Here is a 19,393-nt window from a genome sequence, read left to right on the forward strand (position 1 = left end):
ATTCTTTCATGCCCGCTTCAATCCCACCCAACCAACGCCGGGCCGCCCGGTCCCGTTAGGGTGGTGCCATGACTGAGGACTTGCAGAAAAAGGCAGCATTGGTGACCGGAGCGAGCAGCGGAATCGGGGAAGCATCCGTCCGTGCCCTGCGCGCAGAAGGCTGGACAGTCTTCGCCGTCGCGCGCCGGGCAGACCGCCTCGCCACCCTGGCGGGTGAGACAGGCGCCATGGCCATCCCGGCCGATATCGCAGAGGACGACGACGTGTCCCGGCTTCTTGCCCGGGTCACCGATGCGGGCGGCATCGATACGCTCATCAACATCGCCGGCGGCGCCCGCGGCGCCGACAGGGTAGGAGATGCCAGCACGGAGGACTGGGAGTGGATGTTCCGGGTCAACGTCCTGGGAACCATGAAGCTGACCCGTGCTTTCCTGCCGATGCTCCGCGCCACCGGCCGGGGCACCGTGCTCAACCTGACGTCGACGGCGGGACTGGACGCATATGAGGGCGGCGGCGGCTACAACGCGGCCAAGTTCGGCCAGCACGCCATGACCAATGCCCTCCGCCTGGAGGAAGCGGAGCACAACCTGCGCGTCATTGAGGTGGCGCCGGGCCTGGTGCAGACCGAGGAATTCGCGCTTAATCGGCTGGGCGATGCGCAGGCCGCCGGGAAGGTCTACCAGGGGGTGGAAAAGCCGCTGACCGCGGCGGACGTCGCGGACGTGGTCCGATACGCCGTCTCCGCCCCGCACCATGTCAACCTGGACCAAATCGTTGTCCGGCCTGTGGCGCAGGCCGCGACACACAAATTGATCAGGAAAGGCTAGGAGCCCCGACGTGCAGGGTGGCAACCACCGCCGCATGGTCGGTGCCCGGAACCGGCTGGACTGAATAGTTCGTGGCCCTGATGTCCGGGCTGGTCACCAAATGGTCCAACGTGATCCCGGGCAGCCGGTAGTCGCGCATCGGCCAGGTGGGCACGAGCCTCGTTCCCAGCGAGGCGGCCACGTCCACGAGGCTTTGGGTCCGGCCCGTTCCTGCCAGCAGCGACCGGAATTCGTGATGGTCGCAGGTGGCGTTGAAGTCGCCGGCCAGCAGCAGCGGCCCGGAGCCGGTGTCCACTCTCCCCACGGCCGAGAGGTCGGTGCGCCATTGCCTGACGGCCTCGCCTACGGGCGCCAACGTGTGAACGGCCACCACCCGCAGGGCCGTCCCGCTGTCATTGGCCAGTTCGAGGCTGGCCACGGGCATGGTGAATTGGGTGCCGGGCAGCACTCCGGACTCTTTGAGCTTGTAGGTGGAATAGATGGCGGCGCCGCCTGCGCCCTCCCTGGCATGGGCAACGCGGTGGGGGAGCAGCTGGTCCAGGCCGGCCGCCGTCAGCCTCCGTGCCAGCGCGGGCGTGTACTCCTCAACGGCCAACAGGTCCACGCGCCGGTCACGGACCATCCCCACGATGCTGGATGCGTCCGCACCGCCCAGTTCTGCGTTAATGGTCATGGCTACCAGCGTGACCGGCGCTGCGGCCTCGACCGCGGGCTCCCTGATGTCCAGCGGAACAAGCCACAAAACCTGGACCCCCAGCAGGACGGCTGCCACAGCCTGCTGCCAGCGGCGCCGCCCTGCGAAAGCCAAGGCAAGTGCTGCGGCGCCCGGGACTGCGAGCCACGGAGTGAAGGCCACCAGTTGCACCCCAAGCACCGGCCAATCGGCTGGTATTGCACGGAGGGCTGTTCCCGCCGCCACAGGCAGGACCGCGGGAAGAAACAGCCACCTGCACACCGCAGCCGCCCGCGCGCCGGGGGAAGAACCTTTCGATGCTGTCATGGGGCGAGTCTAGGCACCCCATGCCCCGGGTGTGATCGTGTTGGACATGGACGTGGGCTGGCCGATCCTGCGATGCCGGCCAAGGCACCCACCGGCGGCAACCTGATGCAGCCGATGGCACCGTGCCGCCACCCCCGGCCTTCGGAATGGCACTGGACGCGGCGGAAATAGTAGACTGGCCAGTGGCTATGACCCGGCAATCACCGGTGAGCTTCCGGAAGAACACGCTGCCGCCCGTCAACGGCGGCCGCGCCAGTAGAACCGGACGGGTAAGCCCGTCACAGCAGTCAACGAGAGGCCGGTGCGGCGCCCGTTCCGCGAGGGACACGCAGTGCCGGTAAGTGAGGTGGTACCGCGGTGAGCGTGCAGTCCCAGGACGGCACGGACGCCGTCCTCGCATCCTGAACGGAACAGCCGGCCCGCGCCGGAGGTTCACCGCGCCCAACCCAGGATGTCGAACATGACGTTTTACCCCAAGGCCTCAGCCTCCAGCACCCCAGCCAGCGGCAATGCCGGCGTTTCCGCCTCCGTGAAGTTTCCGGAGATCGAAGAGCGCATCCTGAAGTACTGGGACCAGGACGGAACGTTCCAGGCCAGCATCGACCAGCGCAGCGCGGATGCCCCCGGCGGCGAGCCGGGCAGCAACGAATTCGTGTTCTACGACGGCCCACCGTTCGCCAACGGCCTGCCGCACTACGGCCACCTCCTCACCGGTTACGCCAAGGACCTCGTGGGCCGCTACCAGACCCAGCGCGGAAAGCGCGTCGAGCGCCGCTTCGGCTGGGACACGCACGGACTGCCCGCCGAGCTCGAAGCCATGAAGCAGCTGGGCATGACGGACAAGACCCAGATCGAAGCCATGGGCATCGACAAGTTCAACGACGCCTGCCGGGCATCCGTCATGAAGTACGCCGACGAATGGCGCAGCTACGTCACCCGCCAGGCACGCTGGGTGGACTTCGACAACGACTACAAGACCCTGAACGTCGAGTACATGGAGTCGGTGCTCTGGGCCTTCAAGCAGCTGCACGACGAGGGCCTGACCTACAACGGCTACCGCGTCCTGCCGTACTGCTGGAAGGACGAGACCCCACTGTCCAACCACGAGCTGCGCATGGACGACGACGTCTACAAGAACCGCCAGGACCAGACGGTCACCGTCACGTTCCCCATCCTGGCCGGCGACTCCGCGCTGTCCAAGCAGCTCGACGGCGTCCAGGCCCTCGCCTGGACCACCACGCCCTGGACGCTGCCCACCAACGCCGCGCTCGCCGTCGGCCCCGACATCACCTACGCGGTGCTCCCCGCCGGACCCAACGGCGTCAAGGCTGCCTCGGCCGAGGCCCCGGTGACGGGCAGCTTCCTGCTGGCGGCAGACCTGCTGGGCAACTACGCCAAGGACCTCGGATACGACAGCTTCGAGGACGCCGAAGCGGCGGTCGTTTCCACCCACACCGGTGCCGAACTGGAAGGCCTGGAGTACCGGCGGCTCTGGGACGACTTCGCCGACAACGAAAAGTACGGCATGGAGAACGCCTGGCGCTTCCTGGTGGCCGACTACGTGACCACCACGGACGGTACCGGCATCGTGCACCAGGCTCCGGCCTACGGCGAGGACGACCAAAAGGTCTGCGAGGAAGCCGGCATCCCGGTGGTGCTCTCCGTTGACGAGGGCGCAAAGTTCCTGCCACTGTTCAAGCACGGCGACCTCCACGACATTGCCGGACTGCAGGTCTTCGAGGCCAACAAGCCCATCACCCAGGTGCTCCGCGCCCAGGGCCGGCTGGTCCGCCAGGCGAGCTACGAGCACAGCTACCCGCACTGCTGGCGCTGCCGCAACCCGCTGATCTACCGGGCCGTGTCCTCCTGGTACGTCGAGGTCACCAAGTTCAAGGACCGGATGTCCGAACTGAACCAGGAGATCAACTGGATCCCCGGCAACGTCAAGGACGGCCAGTTCGGCAAGTGGCTGGACAACGCCCGTGACTGGTCCATCAGCCGCAACCGCTACTGGGGCAGCCCCATCCCGGTGTGGCAGTCCACGGATCCCGACTACCCGCGCACCGACGTCTACGGTTCCCTCGCCGAACTCGAAGCGGACTTCGGCCGCCTGCCCCTGAACAAGGACGGCCAGGTGGACCTCCACCGCCCGTTCATCGACGAGCTCACCCGGCCCAATCCGGACGATCCCCGCACCCCGGAAGAGGGCCAGTCCGTGATGCGCCGGGTCGAGGACGTCCTGGACGTCTGGTTCGACTCCGGCTCCATGCCCTACGGCCAGGTCCACTACCCGTTCGAGAACGAAGCCTGGTTCAACACGCACAACCCGGCAGACTTCATCGTGGAGTACATCGGACAGACCCGCGGCTGGTTCTACATGCTGCACATCCTCTCCACGGCGCTGTTCGACCGCCCGGCGTTCCGGAACGTCATCAGCCACGGCATCGTGCTGGGCTCCGACGGGCAGAAGATGTCCAAGAGCCTGCGCAACTACCCGGATGTCTCCGAAGTGCTGGACCGCGACGGCTCCGACGCCATGCGCTGGTTCCTGATGTCCAGCCCCATCCTCCGCGGCGGCAACCTGATCGTCACCGAGCAAGGCATCCGCGACGGCGTCCGCCAGGTCATCCTGCCGCTCTGGAACGTGTACAGCTTCTTCACGCTCTACACCAACGCCGCAGACGGCGGCCGGGGTTACGACGCCACGCTGCGCTACGACGGCTACGCGGACACCCTGGACCAGTACCTGCTGGCCAACACCGGCGACCTGGTCCGGAACATGACGGCCCAGCTGGACTCTTATGACATCTCCGGTGCCTGCGACTCGCTGCGCAGCTACCTGGACATGCTCACCAACTGGTACGTCCGCCGCAGCCGGCAGCGGTTCTTTGATGAGGACAAGGACGCCTTCGACGCCCTGTACACGGCCCTCGAGACCGTCACCCGTGCCGCGGCGCCACTGCTGCCGCTGGTGTCCGAGGAAATCTGGCGCGGCCTGACCGGCGGCCGGTCCGTGCACCTGGCCGACTGGCCGGACGCGGGCCTCTTCCCCGCAAACCCCTCCCTCGTCGAAGCCATGGACCGGGTCCAGCAGATCTGCTCGACAGGATCCTCGCTCCGCAAGGCAGCCAACCTGCGCGTCCGGCTGCCCCTGCAGGAGCTCACCGTGGTGGCACCTGGTGCCGGTGCACTGGACGGTTTCGCCGCCGTCGTCGCCGATGAACTCAACTTGCGCGCAGTCCGCCTGCTCGACGCGGAGAACGCGTCCCCGGAGGAATTTGGCATCCAGCAGAAGCTGGTAGTCAACGCCCGCGCCGCCGGCCCGCGGCTGGGCAAGAACGTCCAGGCCGCCATCAAGGGCGCCAAGTCCGGCGATTGGTCAGTGGACGACGACGGTGTGGTCACCGCGGGCGGGCTGCGCCTGGAACCCCAGGAATACACCCTGGAGACCGTCGTGGCGGATTCCGATGGCAGTGACGGCGGCTCCAAGGCCGTGGCCGTGCTGCCCGGTGGCGGCTTCGTGGTGCTGAACACCGAAGTGACCCCTGAACTTGAGGCCGAAGGCCTGGCCCGCGACATGGTCCGCGCCATCCAGCAGGCCCGCAAGGATGCCGGACTCAATGTCAGCGACCGGATCCGCACCACGGTAACCGCCGCGCAGAACGTCGTGGCCGCCCTGCGGGCGAACGCCGAACTGGTCAAGGGCGAGACCCTGACCGTTGACCTGGCTGCCGAACCGGCAGACGTGGACGAACCCGCCGTCGTGGTGGAAAAAGTGGAGGCCTAGGACATGACCGACGAATTTTCGGTGGAAAGCGTCTACGCGGAACTGCTGGGCCGGGCGCCGGAAAACAAGATGGAGCCTCGCCTGGCTCCGCTGTTCCGCGCCATGGACGTCCTCGGCGAACCCAACAAGGCGTTCCCGATCATCCACGTGACGGGAACCAACGGCAAGACCTCCACGTCGCGGATGATCGAGTCGGTGCTCCGCGCCCATGGCCTGAGCACGGGGCGGTACACCAGCCCGCACCTGTCCAAGGTCACCGAGCGGATCAGCATCGACGGACACCCCGTGCCGGATGAGACGTTTGTGCGGATCTGGGACGAAATCCGGCCCTACCTGCAGATTGTGGATTCGGAACTGGAAGCCGAGGGCCAGCCGCGGCTGACGTACTTCGAATGCCTCACCATCCTTGGCTTCGCCATCTTCGCTGACCAGCCGGTCAACGTGGCCGTCATCGAGGTGGGCCTGGGCGGCATCACCGATGCCACCAACGTCGGGGACGGCCAGGTGTCGGTGGTTACCCCGATCTCCTTGGACCACACCGACCTGCTCGGTGACACCACGGAGGACATCGCCCACGAAAAGGCAGGCATCATCAAGCCGGGCGGCTACCTCATCAGTGCCGCCCAGCCCATCGACGCGGCCCAGGTCCTGCTGGAGAAGGCCAAGGAGGTTGGCGTGCCCTTCCGCTTCGAGGGGGTGGAGTTCGGTGTCGAGTCACGCACCGTGGCCGTGGGCGGCCAGATGGTCACCATCCAGGGCATCGCCGGGCGCTACCCTGACCTGCTGGTGCCCCTGCATGGATCCCACCAGGCCCAAAACGCCGCCGTGGCGGTCGCCGCACTGGAGGCGTTCTTTGGCGGCGAAAAGGAACTCGACTTCGAGGTCCTGCAGGAAGGATTCGCTGCAGTGACCTCGCCCGGCCGCCTGGAAGTGGTGCGCACGGCGCCCACCATCGTCGTGGATGCCGCACACAACCCGGACGGCATCCGGGCCTCCGCCGCCGCCCTGCAGGAAGCATTCACGTTCACCAAGCTGGTTCCGGTAGTGGGCGTACTCAAGGAGAAGGACGCCGAAGAGATCCTGCGCGAACTCAAGGAATCCCTGGGCGGCCTGGCAGACGAGTACTGCTTCACCCAGTCCAACTCCCCGCGCGCAGTTCCGGCAGCCGAACTCGCCGAGCTCGCCATTGACCTTGGCTTCGGCGAAGACAAAGTGCACATCGCCGAGAAGCTGGACGACGCCCTGGAATGGGCTGTTGAGCGGGCCGAAGCCAACGACGACCTCTCCGGCGCCGTCCTGGTCACGGGCTCCATCACCCTGGTGGCTGAGGCACGGATCCTGCTCGGGAAGACTGAGGCGTAATCCATGGCCAGACTGACAAAGGCACAGCGCGAGTGGCGCCCCGGGATGCCAAAGAAGCGCCGCTCCACCAAGGTCATGTTTGCCTCCACGGTGCTGCTCCTGGAAGCGTTCGTCATGTTTTTCGCCACCCTCGCGGTGTTCGGCCTGCGCCGGGAGGAGTTCCCGCCCGCCCTCATTTTGGGCGTGGGCCTTGCCCTGAGCGCCGTCATGGTGATGGCCTGCGCGGTCCTCAATAAGCCCTGGGGGGTGGCGCTGGGGTGGATCCTGCAGGTCATCCTGATCCTGACCGGCATCTTTGAGCCGGCCATGTTCCTGGTGGGCGCCCTGTTCGCCATCGCCTGGTGGTACGGGATCCGCACCGGCATCCGGCTTGACCGTGAAGCGGCGCAGCGCGCCCGCGAGCAAGCTGAATGGGAAGCCTCCCACCCGGACCAGGCCGCCGGCCCGGCCCAGCCATAGTCCCCGTAGACTTGACCTGAAACCCCACCCGAACCATTGGAGCAGTTGTGACCACAGAGCGCACCCTCGTCCTGATCAAGCCCGACGGCGTCGCCCGTAACCTGACCGGCGCCATCCTGGCCCGGATCGAAGCCAAAGGCTACAGCCTTGTTGAGCTGAAGAAGGTTGACGCCACCCGCGAACTGCTGGAGCAGCACTACGAAGAGCACGTGGGCAAGCCGTTCTATGAGCCGCTGGTGGAGTTCATGCTCAGCGGCCCGGTCGTGGCAGCCATCTTCGAAGGCCACCGCGTCATCGAGGGCTTCCGTTCACTGGCCGGGACCACCGATCCCACCACGGCGGCGCCGGGCACCATCCGGGGCGACTTCGGCCGCGACTGGGGCCTGAAGGTCCAGCAGAACCTGGTGCACGGCTCGGACTCCACCGAATCCGCCGGGCGCGAGATCAAGATCTGGTTCCAGGGCTGACAGGCCCCGGAACAGCAAGAAGCCCTTGGTTCTTCGGAACCAAGGGCTTCTTTCGTGTGCGGCCTAGAAGCCGGAGGTACCTGCGAACACCTGGATGAACGCAAAAAAGATGGTGGCGATGACGGCAACATACAGCAGCGCCGTGATGATCCAGCCGGAGTCACCGAGGATGCGGGTTGCCCGGGCGGGCAGGGGGATCACTCCTGCTGTGATGTTCCTGATGGTGGTCCAGACGAAGAGCGGGATCATGGCCGACCACACGATCATGCAGAACGGGCACAGGATGTGGATGGAGTACAGGGCCTGGGACCACAGCCACACGACGAATGCGAAGCCCAGCGTGACGCCCGCCTGCAGGCCAACCCAGTACCAGCGGGCGAAGGTGGCGCCGGCGAGCAGGGCCATGCCTACGGTAATGATGATGGCGAAGGCCACGATTCCGATGAACATGTTGGGGAACCCGAACAGTGAACTCTGCCAGGTCTGCATGACCTGGCCGCATGAGATCCACGGATTCACATCGCAGACGGTGGTGTGGTTGGGGTCCTTGAGAACCTCGAGCTTTTCCAGGACAAGGGTTCCGGAGGCAAGCCATCCCACAATTCCAGTGATGACCAGAAGCCAGCCGAACGGCCGGTTCCGGGTCATCCGGGGAAGGTTTTCGGCAGCAGCGGTGCGCGGCGCAACGGCTCGATCGCTTTCGTGGGCGCTGACGGGGGAGATGCTGGGCATGGGTGTGGCGTCCTTTTCATCCGGTGCTCCTGTGCCTGATTGTAACGCCGGTGGCTGGTCCCGCCACCCAGGAAGGCAGGAGCAGCGCGGGCCTCCGCGGCGATCCGGCCCGGGTATGAGAGAATGAACGTGGCTGGAAGCCGATCCACATTCGGACTCCGGTCCGGTGGTTTGTTCCCAAGACCGCCAATGATGAGCAGGGCAGGCTTCGGAATTCTCCGGCACTCCCGCGACTCCATTGAGCGGCACCTGGTTGTGGCACGCAGAACAACGGGTTTCAGAACATCCACCGGCTCCTGTGGGCTGCCGCACCCCAATGACGGTGCGAACCCGGGAGCATCCATTTGACTTCTGTCAACGCCTGCGGGTTTTGACAATATGTGCCCCAATGGGTGCCGGATGTGGCGGTACGTCAGGGGCAGGAGTGTAGCCACATATGGATATTGATCGAGAACTGGCCGTTAATGACGAAGCATTGGCCCCGGAGGCCGCTGCTGCACCGAAGAGGGCTCCACGGGTCCGGCGCAAGGCGGCGCCCAAGGCTGCCGAAGCCGTAGCGGACGAAGCTGCCGCACCAGAGCCTGCGGCCGACGCGCCGGTGGAAGAACCAGCCGCGGAGAAGAAGGCCCCGGCCCGCCGCACCCGCGCCCGGAAGAAAGCCGACGCCGCCGAACCTCTTCCCGCGTTCGCCGACGACGCTGCGTCCGCCGCAGCCGTTGCCGCGGTTGAGGTATCCGCACCGGCGCCGGCCCATGAGGCCCCGGCTGCCGGCCCCGCCCCGGATGCCGCGGCGAACGCCGAAACGAAGCCTGTGCGCCGCCGTCGGGTAGCCACCCGCAAGGTCGCTTCCCCGGCTCCAGCTCCGGCCCCGGAAACTGCAGCGGCGGAAGCTGCTGCCGCCGCTCCGGTGCAGGACGCCGTGGCAGAAACCGCATCGGAGGAAACCCCCGAGGCGGCTGTTGCTGCCCCGGAAGTCGCCGCCGCCCCCGCAGTCGAGGAGGTCCCGCAGGCGCCGGTGCAGGCACAGGAGCCCGCCGCCGCACCTGCAGCTCCCGAGGCCGGAAGCGACGCCGCGTCCACGGCGGCAGCAAGCCCCTTTGGTTCGCTGTTCCTGGAACCAGGTTCCCCCACGTCAGTCCTCTTCCAGGCGCCGGACCTGAGCACCGTGGTCCGCCCCGCGACGCCCGCGGCGGAGGACGCCGACGAAGAAGAGGCCGACGACGCAGACGATTCCGCCAGCCGCCGCCGGCGCCGCAGCCGTGGCCGCCGTGGCCGCAGCCGCATCGGCGAGCGGACAGATGAAGACGTCGAGGGCGGCACCGGTGACGCCGATGCCGAAGACGAAGCCGACGAGGACGCCAACGGGCCACTGGAAGACGGCGTGACCTCCCGCCGTCGCCGCCGCCGCCGCCGCGGTGACCAGGACCTGGAGTTGACCGGTGGGGAAGGCGACGATCCGCCCAACACGGTGACGAGGGTCCGTGCGCCGCGCGCGGTCAGCGAAGCGCCGGTCAACAACCGGGTCACCAGCGTCAAGGGCTCCACCCGCCTTGAGGCCAAGAAGCAGCGCCGCCGCGAATCCCGCGATACCGGTCGCCGCCGCACCGTGATCACCGAAGCCGAGTTCCTGGCCCGCCGCGAATCCGTGGACCGCCAGATGATCGTCCGGCAGCGCGACGACAGAATCCAGATCGGCGTCCTCGAAGACGGCGTCCTGGCCGAGCACTTCGTGTCCAAGACCCAGCAGGACTCGTTGATCGGCAACGTCTACCTGGGCAAGGTCCAGAACGTGCTGCCGTCCATGGAAGCTGCTTTCGTGGACATCGGACGCGGCCGCAACGCCGTGCTCTACGCCGGCGAGGTCAACTGGGAAGCCGTCAACCTCGAGGGCAAGCAGCGCCGGATCGAAAACGCCCTGAAGTCCGGCGACACTGTCCTGGTCCAGGTGACCAAGGACCCTGTGGGCCACAAGGGCGCCCGCCTCACCAGCCAGATCTCCTTGCCCGGACGCTACCTGGTGTACGTGCCCGGCGGCTCCATGACCGGCATTTCCCGCAAACTGCCGGACGTCGAACGCAACCGCCTCAAGCGCATCCTCAAGGACCGCCTCCCCGAACGCGCCGGTGTCATCGTCCGCACCGCCGCAGAGGGCGCCTCCGAAGAGGAACTCACGCACGACATCAACCGGCTGCGCGCACAGTGGGAAGGCATCGAAAGCCAGTCCACCTCCACCAAGGTCCTTGCCCCCGAACTGCTGTACGGCGAACCTGACCTCACCATCAAGGTGGTCCGCGACGTCTTCAACGAGGACTTCTCCAAGCTGATCGTCTCCGGCGAGGAAGCCTGGGACACCATCGAGGCCTACGTCACCTACGTCGCCCCGGACCTGGTGGGCCGCCTCGAGAAGTGGACCAAGGACCAGGACATCTTCTCCGCCTGGCGGATCGATGAGCAGATCCACAAGGCACTCGAGCGCAAGGTGTTCCTGCCCTCCGGCGGATCCCTGGTCATCGACCGGACCGAAGCCATGACCGTGGTGGACGTCAACACCGGCAAGTTCACCGGCAGCGGCGGCAACCTCGAGGAAACCGTCACCAAGAACAACCTCGAAGCTGCCGAGGAAGTGGTGCGCCAGCTGAGGCTGCGCGATATTGGCGGCATCATCGTGATCGACTTCATCGACATGGTGCTCGAATCCAACCGGGACCTGGTCCTGCGCCGCCTCGTCGAGTGCCTGGGCCGCGACCGGACCAAGCACCAGGTTGCCGAGGTCACGTCCCTGGGCCTGGTCCAGATGACCCGCAAGCGCATGGGCACGGGCCTGCTGGAAGTCTTCGGCGAGCAATGCGAGGCGTGTGCCGGACGCGGCGTCGTGACCCATGACGATCCCGTGGAGCACCGCCGCGCCAACATCGTGGCGGCCGAACACCACGTCCAGCGCGCCGACAACCGTCCCGAAGCCCGCGGGGAGGCCCACCGCCCCGACGGACAGCGGACCGATGCCGGCCAGCCCGGTGCACGCCCCGAGCGGAAGCGCCGCCGTGGACGCGGCGGCCAGCAGGCCGAGGCAGTACCGGCGCCGGCAGTGCACGTGCACACTGTGCAGCCGGATCCCAGTGACGCCGAGCGGCACGCCAAGGCTGAAGCCACCCGGCTTGCGTTGGCCAACATCGCCGCGGCGGCCCACGCGGCGCACCTCCACGACGACGAGCTGGCAGCTGCCCGGCACGCGCCGGCGGAGCAGGCTACGGCCCCGCAAGCACCGGTCCAGCCTGCACCGGCAGCTGACGGGGAAAAGCACGACGCCGATACGCACGGGCGTCCCGCGGCGGTCCTGACGTTCGGCGGCGAGAAAGTCCCGCTTCCGTTCGTGGAGCACGCGGAGGAGCAGCAGCCCAAGCCCGCCCTGACGCTGGACCGGCTCGCGGAAGCATTCGCGCACCTCGGCCAGCCGGTTTCCGCCGTCGAGGACGCTCCGAAAGATCCTGCAGCGGCTGAACCGGCAACGGAACAGGCCGCACAGGAGCCCCGGCCGCAGGGCGGCGGAGCCCCTGCGCGGGCCGCGGAAGCACCGGTTGAAAAGGACTACTCCGACCACACGCTGGAGCAGACAAGGCAGCGCAGGCCGCGCCGCCACCGGGCCGCCAGCCGAGCCCAGGGCGCCGCGAACGAAACCGCCGTCCAGCACCATGAGAACGTCCAAGCCGCAACTACCGGGCACTCGCACGCAGCCAAGGCCCCCGAGCCCGCGAACCAGCAGCCCGCTGATAGCGGCAAGCGTTCCGAGGAACCCATCATCCTCGGCGTGGGCGTCCCGGCTTCGGAGCTCTAAATTCCGGCAGACCACGGCGTCGAAAGGTGAAGTCCCCGTCTCGTGGACCATTCCCCCCGAAAGTACAGGGGGAACAGTCCACGAGGCGGGGACTTCCTGCATCCGGCCGCTGTCACCTTTAGCCCGGTACCGCGCCACCGGCTAGGCTGGGAAACCGACACGGGGTGCCGCGCAGAAGGCCGGCTGAGATCCACACCCGTTGAACCTGTCCGGCTAGTACCGGCGAAGGGATGTCTGTTGTCTTCGACCCTCTCCATGCCCCTGCCAAGTGCCTCCACTGACTCCTCCGGGACCCCTGCGGGCCGCGATATCCCACGCGTCCTCTCCATTGCGGGCTCTGATCCTTCCGGCGGAGCAGGAGTCCAAGCGGACCTGAAGAGCATTGCAGCGCACGGCGGATATGGCATGGCCGCCATCACGGCACTGACGGCGCAAAATACCCGTGGCGTTGTGGCCGTCCACGTCCCGCCTGCTGCGTTCCTGGCGCAGCAGCTCGATGCCGTCAGCGACGACATCACCATCGACGCCGTCAAGATCGGCATGCTCGGCGACGAAGCGGTGATCCGCACGGTCCAGCAATGGCTCGACAAGGTGCGTCCCGCCGTCGTAGTCCTGGACCCGGTGATGGTGGCCACCAGCGGCGACCGCCTGCTGAAGGAAACCGCCGAGGCCGCCCTCCGCGACCTGCTTCCGCTTGCCCACCTCATCACCCCCAACCTGCCCGAACTGGCCATGCTGGTGGGCGAAGAGCCAGCGGGGGACTGGGAAGGTGCGCTGGACCAGGGCAGGCGCCTGGCGGATGCCACTGGCGCCACCGTCCTGGTAAAAGGCGGACACCTGTCAGGCGAAGGCTGCCCGGACGCCCTGGTGAACACCGCCGGTGTGCTGGCCCGGGACGTGGTGGAAGTGCCCGGCCCCCGCGTCAACACCCGCAACAGCCACGGGACGGGTTGTTCGCTGTCCTCTGCCATGGCCACGGTCCAGGCCCGGTTGGGCGACTGGGAAGGGGCGCTGCGGACGGTCAAGCCCTGGCTGGCCGGAGCGCTTGAGGATTCCGGCAGGCTGGAGGTCGGCCACGGGAACGGGCCCGTGCACCACTTCCACCATGTGCGGCCCCACCTGCCGGAAGGCGGCTTCGCGGCCAGGCTCTGGGCCGAAGCCCGGCAGGACCTGGCGGATATTTACGCCCTGGACTTCATCCAAGGCCTGGTCTCCGGCGAACTGGCGGAAAAGGACTTTGCCTACTATCTGGCCCAGGACGCCCAATACCTCAACGGCTACTCCCGGGTCCTGGCCCGTGCCAGTGCCCTGGCCCCCTCCGAAGAGGAGCAGCTGTTCTGGGCAGGCTCGGCCCGGCAGTGCCTGGAGGTTGAATCGGAACTGCACCGCTCATGGCTCAGCACCCGGCCCGGGCAGACGGGCCTGGGACCCGTTACCAAGTCCTACGTTGACCACCTCACAGCCGTCTCGGCGTCAGGCAGCTACGCCGTCCTTGCCGCCGCCGTCCTGCCCTGCTTCTGGCTCTACGCCGAGGTTGGCAGGACACTGCACGCCCGGTTCCTCGCGGCGGGCGAACCGGACGGGCACGCGTACGCCGCGTGGCTCCGCACCTATGCCGACGAGGGCTTCGCCGAGGCCACCCGGCAGGCCATCGCCATGGTGGATGCGGCCGGACGGAAGGCCTCCGACCATGAACAGGCCGCCATGGTCACAGCGTTCAAGCAGTCCTGCCGGCTCGAAGTGGAATTCTTCGACGCGCCGCGCATTCACTCCTGACGCCCAACGGCGGCGCCCCGGCTACAATGGATACGCACGGTTGCGGCGCTGCATGCCATGCTGTGGTTACTATCACAGCCGGCCCTCCGGAACCAGCCTCATTTGCGGCTGGAGACGGATTTAGCGTATTCTGGATCTTCGGTGCTTACGCCAACACTTGGGTTATGACCCCACGGCGTTGAGGCACAGCGAGAAACCAGGCTTTTATTGAGTCGGTTCCGCACGCAAATTTTGTTATAAACGTCGAGAGAAGTGAGTTCCCAAGTGGTGTACGCGATTGTCCGCGCAGGCGGCCGCCAAGAGAAGGTTTCCGTTGGAGACTTCGTTACCCTGAACCGCGTCGCCGGTGGAGCCGGCAGCACCATTGAGCTGCCCGCACTGCTCCTGGTTGACGGTGACAAGGTCACCTCCGCAGCCAAGGACCTGGCCAAGGTAACTGTTACGGCTGAAATCCTCCAGGACCTGCGTGGTCCTAAGATTGTCATCCAGAAGTTCAAGAACAAGACCGGCTACAAGAAGCGCCAGGGTCACCGCCAGGAACTGACCAAGGTCAAGATCACCGGCATCAAGTAACCACCGGTTACTGTTCAGGCATTTCAACAGATTCCCCAGAATTTAGAGGCAGGCATTCCAGATGGCACATAAAAAGGGCGCGAGCTCCACTCGCAACGGTCGCGATTCCAACGCACAGTACCTCGGCGTCAAGCGCTTCGGCGGCCAGGTCGTTTCCGCAGGCGAGATCATCGTCCGCCAGCGTGGCACCCACTTCCACCCGGGCGCCGGCGTAGGCCGTGGCGGTGACGACACCCTGTTCGCACTGACCCCGGGCGCCGTTGAATTCGGCACCCGCCGCGGACGTCGCGTGGTCAACATCGTTGCTGCTGCAGCCGCAGAGTAACAACCAGTATTGAAGCGGTGGAGCGGGCCCGAGGGCCCGCTCCACTGTTCTTTTAACCGCATTACAATCGTTGTGGCGTCCCCGGGCGCCGCTTGAACAGCATCTGAGGAGATCCACGTGGCCAGCTTTGTAGACCGGGTAGTACTGCATGTATCCGGCGGTACCGGCGGCCATGGATGCGTTTCCGTCCACCGTGAGAAGTTCAAGCCCCTTGGCGGGCCCGACGGCGGTAACGGCGGCAACGGCGGCGACGTGATCCTCCGGGTGGACCACCAGACCACTACCCTCCTCGACTACCACCACGCGCCGCACCGGCACGCCAGCAACGGCGGACCCGGCATGGGCGACTGGCGCGGCGGCAAGAACGGCGAAACCCTGGTCCTTCCCGTTCCGGACGGCACCGTGGTCAAGTCCAAGGACGGCACCGTTCTGGCCGACCTGGTGGGTGAAGGCACCGAATATGTTGCCGCCGCCGGCGGCATCGGCGGACTCGGCAACGCAGCCCTGTCCTCCCAGAAACGCCGTGCTCCCGGTTTTGCCCTGCTGGGAATCGAAGGCGAATCCCGCGATGTGGTCCTGGAACTGAAGTCCATTGCAGACATCGCGCTTGTGGGATTCCCGTCCGCTGGCAAGTCCAGCCTGATCGCCGCGATGTCCGCCGCCCGGCCCAAGATCGCCGATTACCCCTTCACCACCCTCATCCCCAACCTGGGCGTCGTCCAGGCAGGCGACGTCCGCTTCACGATTGCCGATGTCCCCGGCCTGATTGAAGGCGCCAGCGAAGGCAAGGGCCTCGGACACAACTTCCTGCGCCACGTTGAGCGCTGCGCCGCCCTGGTGCATGTGCTCGACTGCGGCACGCTCGAATCCGACCGCGATCCACTCTCGGACCTCGCCATCATCGAAGGCGAACTCGAAAAGTACGCGGTGGACATGAGCTACGCAGGCTCCGACGGCCAAGTGGTCCCCCTCAACCACCGCCCCCGCCTCGTCGCACTGAACAAAGTGGACCTGCCCGACGGCAAGGACATGGCAGAATTCGTGCGCCCGGAACTGGAATCGCGCGGCTACCGCGTCTTCGAGGTCTCCGCCACCAGCCACGAGGGCCTGCGCCAGCTCGGCTTCGCCATGGCCGAAATCGTCCAAGCCGCCCGCGACGCCGTCGCGGCCGAACCTCCCAAGGTCCAGCCGGTCGTGCTCCGGCCGCGCGCCGTCAATGAAACCGGGTTCAAGATCCGCCGCGAGGAAAAGAACCTGGAGCCGCTGTTCCGTGTCCTCGGCGAGAAGCCCGAGCGCTGGGTCAAGCAGACCGACTTCACCAACGAGGAAGCCATCGGCTACCTTGCCGACCGGCTGGCCAAGCTGGGCGTGGAAACCGAACTGTTCAAGCAGGGCGCCAAGCCGGGGGATACGGTGGTCATTGGCGAGGACGACGGCGTTGTCTTCGACTGGGAGCCCACCATGATGGCAGGCGCGGAACTCCTGGCTTCACCCCGTGGCACGGACGTCCGGTTCGCCGATATCGGCGACCGCCCCACCCGCAGCCAGAAGCGTGAGGAACAACAGGAACGCCGCGACGCCAAAGCCGCCGCCCGTGCCGAACTCGAGGCCGAGCGCAAAGCCGGTATCTGGACCGAGTCCGTCAGCGGACGCCGTGCTGCCCGCCCCGTCCAGGACAGTGGAATGGAAGCGGACGATGACCTCTAGGGTCGTGGACGCGGCGCCCGTTGCGGGCTCCGCGGACAGAAGCCTGCTGGCAGATGCCCGCCGCATCGTGGTGAAGGTGGGGTCCTCCTCACTGACCAGCATCAAGGGCGGCATTTCCGAGGAGTCGCTCACCGCGCTGGCCGACGCCCTCGCCGCCAAGCGCAACGCGGGTGCCGAAATCATCCTGGTCTCCTCCGGCGCCATCGCCGCCGGGTTGGCCCCGCTGGGGTTGGAAAAGCGTCCCCGGGACCTGGCCACCCAGCAGGCGGCGGCCAGCGTGGGCCAGGGCCTCCTGATGGCCCGGTACACCCAGGCGTTTGGCGCCCACGGCGTCACTGTCAGCCAGGTCCTGCTCACGGCCGAGGACCTGATGCGCCGCAGCCAGCACACCAACGCCCTCCGCGCCATGGACCGGCTGCTCAGCCTCGGAGTGGTCCCCGTCGTGAACGAAAACGACACCGTGGCAACCCACGAGATCCGCTTCGGCGACAACGACCGGCTCGCCGCCCTGGTGGCACACCTGGTGCGCGCCGACGCGCTTGTGCTGCTGTCCGACGTCGACGCCCTCTACGACGGTCCGCCGGCCCACGGTGCCAAGCGCATCCCGCTGGTCACCGGAGCGCAGGACCTCGAGGGCGTGTCCATTGGCAAAGCAGGCAAGGCCGGGGTGGGCACCGGAGGAATGATGACCAAGGTGGAAGCCGCCAGCATGGCGGCAGGCTCCGGCATCCACGCGCTGGTGACATCCACGCCCAACGCCGCCGCCGCCCTGAACGGCGAGGACGTCGGCACCTGGTTCTCCGTGAACGGCTCGCGCAAGCCCGTCCGCCTCCTCTGGCTGGCACATGTCGCGTCCGTGCAGGGCCGCCTGGTCCTGGACGACGGCGCGGTGCGGGCCGTGCGCCACCATCACACGTCCTTGCTGCCGGCGGGCATCTCGGCGGTGCATGGCGACTTTGAAGCGGGCGACGCCGTCGAACTGGCCGGTGCCGACGGCACCGTAGTTGCCCGGGGACTGGTGAACTACTCATCCCAGGAGCTGCCGCACATGCTGGGGCGCTCCACGAGGGAGCTGGGCGAGGAACTCGGCAGCGGCTATGACCGCGAAGTTGTTCATGTAGATGACCTGGTGCTGGTCCAGGCCCCCGGCTCGCCTAAACTTGGACTATGACTGACGCCCTGATCCACGCTGCCGTTGATACCGGAACCACTGCTGACCACGCGCAGACGGGCCCGGCGGCAGGACAGGAGACAGGGGTGCCGGCCGCCGCAGCGGACGTCGAAGCGGCAGTCCACGCCATCGCGGACCGATCCCGCCACGCCGCCCGCAGCATGGCCACCGCCAACCGGGCATGGAAGGACCGCGGCCTCCGCGCCGTGGGCGCGGCCCTGCAGGAGAACGTGCAGGCAATCCTCGCAGCCAATGCCATGGATGTCCGGCGCGGCCGGGACAACGGCACCTCCAAAGCGCTCCTGGACCGGCTCACCCTCACCGAAAGCCGTGTTGACGGCCTGGTGGCGGCCCTCGAGAACCTGGCCAACCTCCCGGACCCCGTGGGCAACGTTGTCCGCGGCCAAACCCTCCCCAACGGACTGCGCCTCCGCCAGGTCAACGTGCCCATGGGCGTTGTGGCAGCCATTTACGAAGCACGCCCCAACGTCACTGTGGACATCGCCGGCCTGGCGCTCAAGAGCGGCAACGCCGTCATCCTGCGCGGCGGCAGTGCAGCAGAAGCCACCAACCAGGTCCTGGTGCGGGTACTGCGCGAAGCCCTCGAATCCGTAGGCCTGCCGGCCGACGCCGTCCAGACCGTGGACCAGTTCGGCCGCGCCGGCGCCAATGTCCTGATGAAGGCCCGCGGCCGGGTGGACGTGTTGATTCCCCGCGGCGGCCGCGACCTCATCCAGACGGTGGTGACCAATTCCGCCGTGCCGGTCATCGAGACGGGAGAGGGAAACGTCCACATCTTCCTGGACGAATCCGCGGACGAGACCATGGCGGTGGAGATCCTGCTCAACGCCAAGACCCAGCGGCCCAGCGTCTGCAACACCGTCGAAACCCTGCTGGTCCACTCCGGCGCGACCGTGCTGCCCGCCGTCGCAACAGCCCTTCGAAACGCCGGGGTCCGATTGCATGTGGACCAACGGATCGGTGCAGCCTTGCCCGCCGGGATCGACGCGGAGCCGGCCACGGACGAAGACTGGGCCACGGAATACATGGACCTGGACCTTGCCGTGGCCATGGTGGACAGCCTCGACGAAGCCGTGCAGCACATCCGCACATGGTCCACGGGCCACACCGAAGCGATCCTCACCAACAACCTCGCCAACGCTGAACGGTTCATCGCAGAGGTGGATTCCGCAGCGGTCATCGTCAACGCCTCCACACGCTTTACCGACGGCGGTGAACTCGGCCTGGGCGCCGAGGTGGGGATCTCCACCCAGAAGCTGCACGCCCGCGGCCCGATGGGACTGACCGAGCTGACCACCACGAAGTGGATTGTCCAGGGCGAAGGCCAGGTCCGCGGGTAGCAACGCGGTAACAT

General features: G+C 67.0%; 14 protein-coding genes and 1 riboswitch. Of the genes, 12 read left to right on the top strand and 2 right to left on the bottom strand.

Annotated elements, in window-relative coordinates; all coding sequences use genetic code 11:
• The first annotated feature begins 68 nt into the window (after nucleotides 1-68).
• Nucleotides 69-827 (top strand): SDR family oxidoreductase, encoded by a 759-nt coding sequence (locus tag DC347_RS03485; protein WP_018761576.1) that lies wholly within the window; start codon nucleotides 69-71, stop codon nucleotides 825-827.
• Here DC347_RS03485 and DC347_RS03490 read toward each other — a convergent pair.
• Entirely contained in the window at nucleotides 814-1,827 is a 1,014-nt protein-coding gene (locus DC347_RS03490; RefSeq protein WP_240617683.1) for an endonuclease/exonuclease/phosphatase family protein, read from the bottom strand. The two genes, DC347_RS03485 and DC347_RS03490, sit on opposite strands and share 14 nt — an antisense overlap.
• Nucleotides 1,828-2,287: 460 nt before the next feature.
• On the opposite strand from DC347_RS03490, the gene ileS reads away from it, so the two are divergent.
• Genes ileS through ndk form a run of 4 tightly spaced genes read left to right on the top strand, consistent with a single transcriptional unit; the run spans nucleotide 2,288 to nucleotide 7,902 of the window.
• Entirely contained in the window at nucleotides 2,288-5,614 is a 3,327-nt protein-coding gene (gene ileS, locus DC347_RS03495) for an isoleucine--tRNA ligase (protein ID WP_109044459.1), read from the top strand.
• 3 nt (nucleotides 5,615-5,617) lie between these two features.
• Nucleotides 5,618-6,976 carry a folylpolyglutamate synthase/dihydrofolate synthase family protein gene (locus DC347_RS03500; RefSeq protein ID WP_109044460.1) on the top strand — a complete coding sequence of 453 codons (1,359 nt, stop codon included), beginning with the start codon at nucleotides 5,618-5,620 and terminating at the stop codon, nucleotides 6,974-6,976.
• 3 nt (nucleotides 6,977-6,979) lie between these two features.
• Entirely contained in the window at nucleotides 6,980-7,435 is a 456-nt protein-coding gene (locus DC347_RS03505; RefSeq protein ID WP_026264535.1) for a DUF4233 domain-containing protein, read from the top strand.
• A 47-nt stretch (nucleotides 7,436-7,482) separates the two neighbouring features.
• A complete protein-coding gene (ndk, locus tag DC347_RS03510; RefSeq protein WP_018761571.1) occupies nucleotides 7,483-7,902 on the top strand; it encodes a nucleoside-diphosphate kinase in 420 nt (139 codons plus the stop codon).
• A 63-nt stretch (nucleotides 7,903-7,965) separates the two neighbouring features.
• Here the strand turns inward: ndk and DC347_RS03515 are convergent, their stop codons facing one another.
• The gene (locus DC347_RS03515; RefSeq protein WP_018761570.1) at nucleotides 7,966-8,634 is read right to left on the bottom strand and encodes a vitamin K epoxide reductase family protein; all 669 of its coding nucleotides are present in this window, start codon (nucleotides 8,632-8,634) and stop codon (nucleotides 7,966-7,968) included.
• 436 nt (nucleotides 8,635-9,070) lie between these two features.
• Between DC347_RS03515 and DC347_RS03520 the strand changes: the two genes are divergently transcribed.
• The 7 genes from DC347_RS03520 (at nucleotide 9,071) to DC347_RS03550 (ending at nucleotide 19,379) form a co-directional block, all read left to right on the top strand.
• Complete coding sequence (locus DC347_RS03520; RefSeq protein ID WP_109044461.1) at nucleotides 9,071-12,466, top strand: Rne/Rng family ribonuclease; 3,396 nt, start codon at nucleotides 9,071-9,073, stop codon at nucleotides 12,464-12,466.
• Between the two features lie 150 nt (nucleotides 12,467-12,616).
• Nucleotides 12,617-12,714, top strand: a riboswitch (TPP riboswitch).
• 7 nt (nucleotides 12,715-12,721) lie between these two features.
• Complete coding sequence (gene thiD / locus DC347_RS03525) at nucleotides 12,722-14,242, top strand: bifunctional hydroxymethylpyrimidine kinase/phosphomethylpyrimidine kinase (RefSeq protein ID WP_109044462.1); 1,521 nt, start codon at nucleotides 12,722-12,724, stop codon at nucleotides 14,240-14,242.
• A gap of 264 nt (nucleotides 14,243-14,506) precedes the next feature.
• On the top strand, nucleotides 14,507-14,815 hold the full coding sequence (gene rplU / locus DC347_RS03530) for a 50S ribosomal protein L21 (RefSeq protein WP_018761567.1): 309 nt from the start codon (nucleotides 14,507-14,509) through the stop codon (nucleotides 14,813-14,815).
• Nucleotides 14,816-14,876: 61 nt separating this feature from the next.
• A complete protein-coding gene (gene rpmA, locus DC347_RS03535; RefSeq protein ID WP_009372867.1) occupies nucleotides 14,877-15,140 on the top strand; it encodes a 50S ribosomal protein L27 in 264 nt (87 codons plus the stop codon).
• Nucleotides 15,141-15,257: 117 nt separating this feature from the next.
• The gene (obgE, locus tag DC347_RS03540; protein ID WP_109044463.1) at nucleotides 15,258-16,847 is read left to right on the top strand and encodes a GTPase ObgE; all 1,590 of its coding nucleotides are present in this window, start codon (nucleotides 15,258-15,260) and stop codon (nucleotides 16,845-16,847) included.
• Entirely contained in the window at nucleotides 16,837-18,018 is a 1,182-nt protein-coding gene (proB, locus tag DC347_RS03545; protein ID WP_109044464.1) for a glutamate 5-kinase, read from the top strand. Before obgE ends, proB begins: the two co-directional genes overlap by 11 nt.
• Nucleotides 18,015-19,379, top strand: a complete 1,365-nt coding sequence (locus tag DC347_RS03550) for a glutamate-5-semialdehyde dehydrogenase (RefSeq protein WP_109044465.1) — start codon at nucleotides 18,015-18,017, stop codon at nucleotides 19,377-19,379. Before proB ends, DC347_RS03550 begins: the two co-directional genes overlap by 4 nt.
• Nucleotides 19,380-19,393: the final 14 nt, after the last annotated feature.

Source organism: Pseudarthrobacter sp. AG30, assembly GCF_003116525.1.
Taxonomy (GTDB): Bacteria; Actinomycetota; Actinomycetes; order Actinomycetales; family Micrococcaceae; genus Arthrobacter.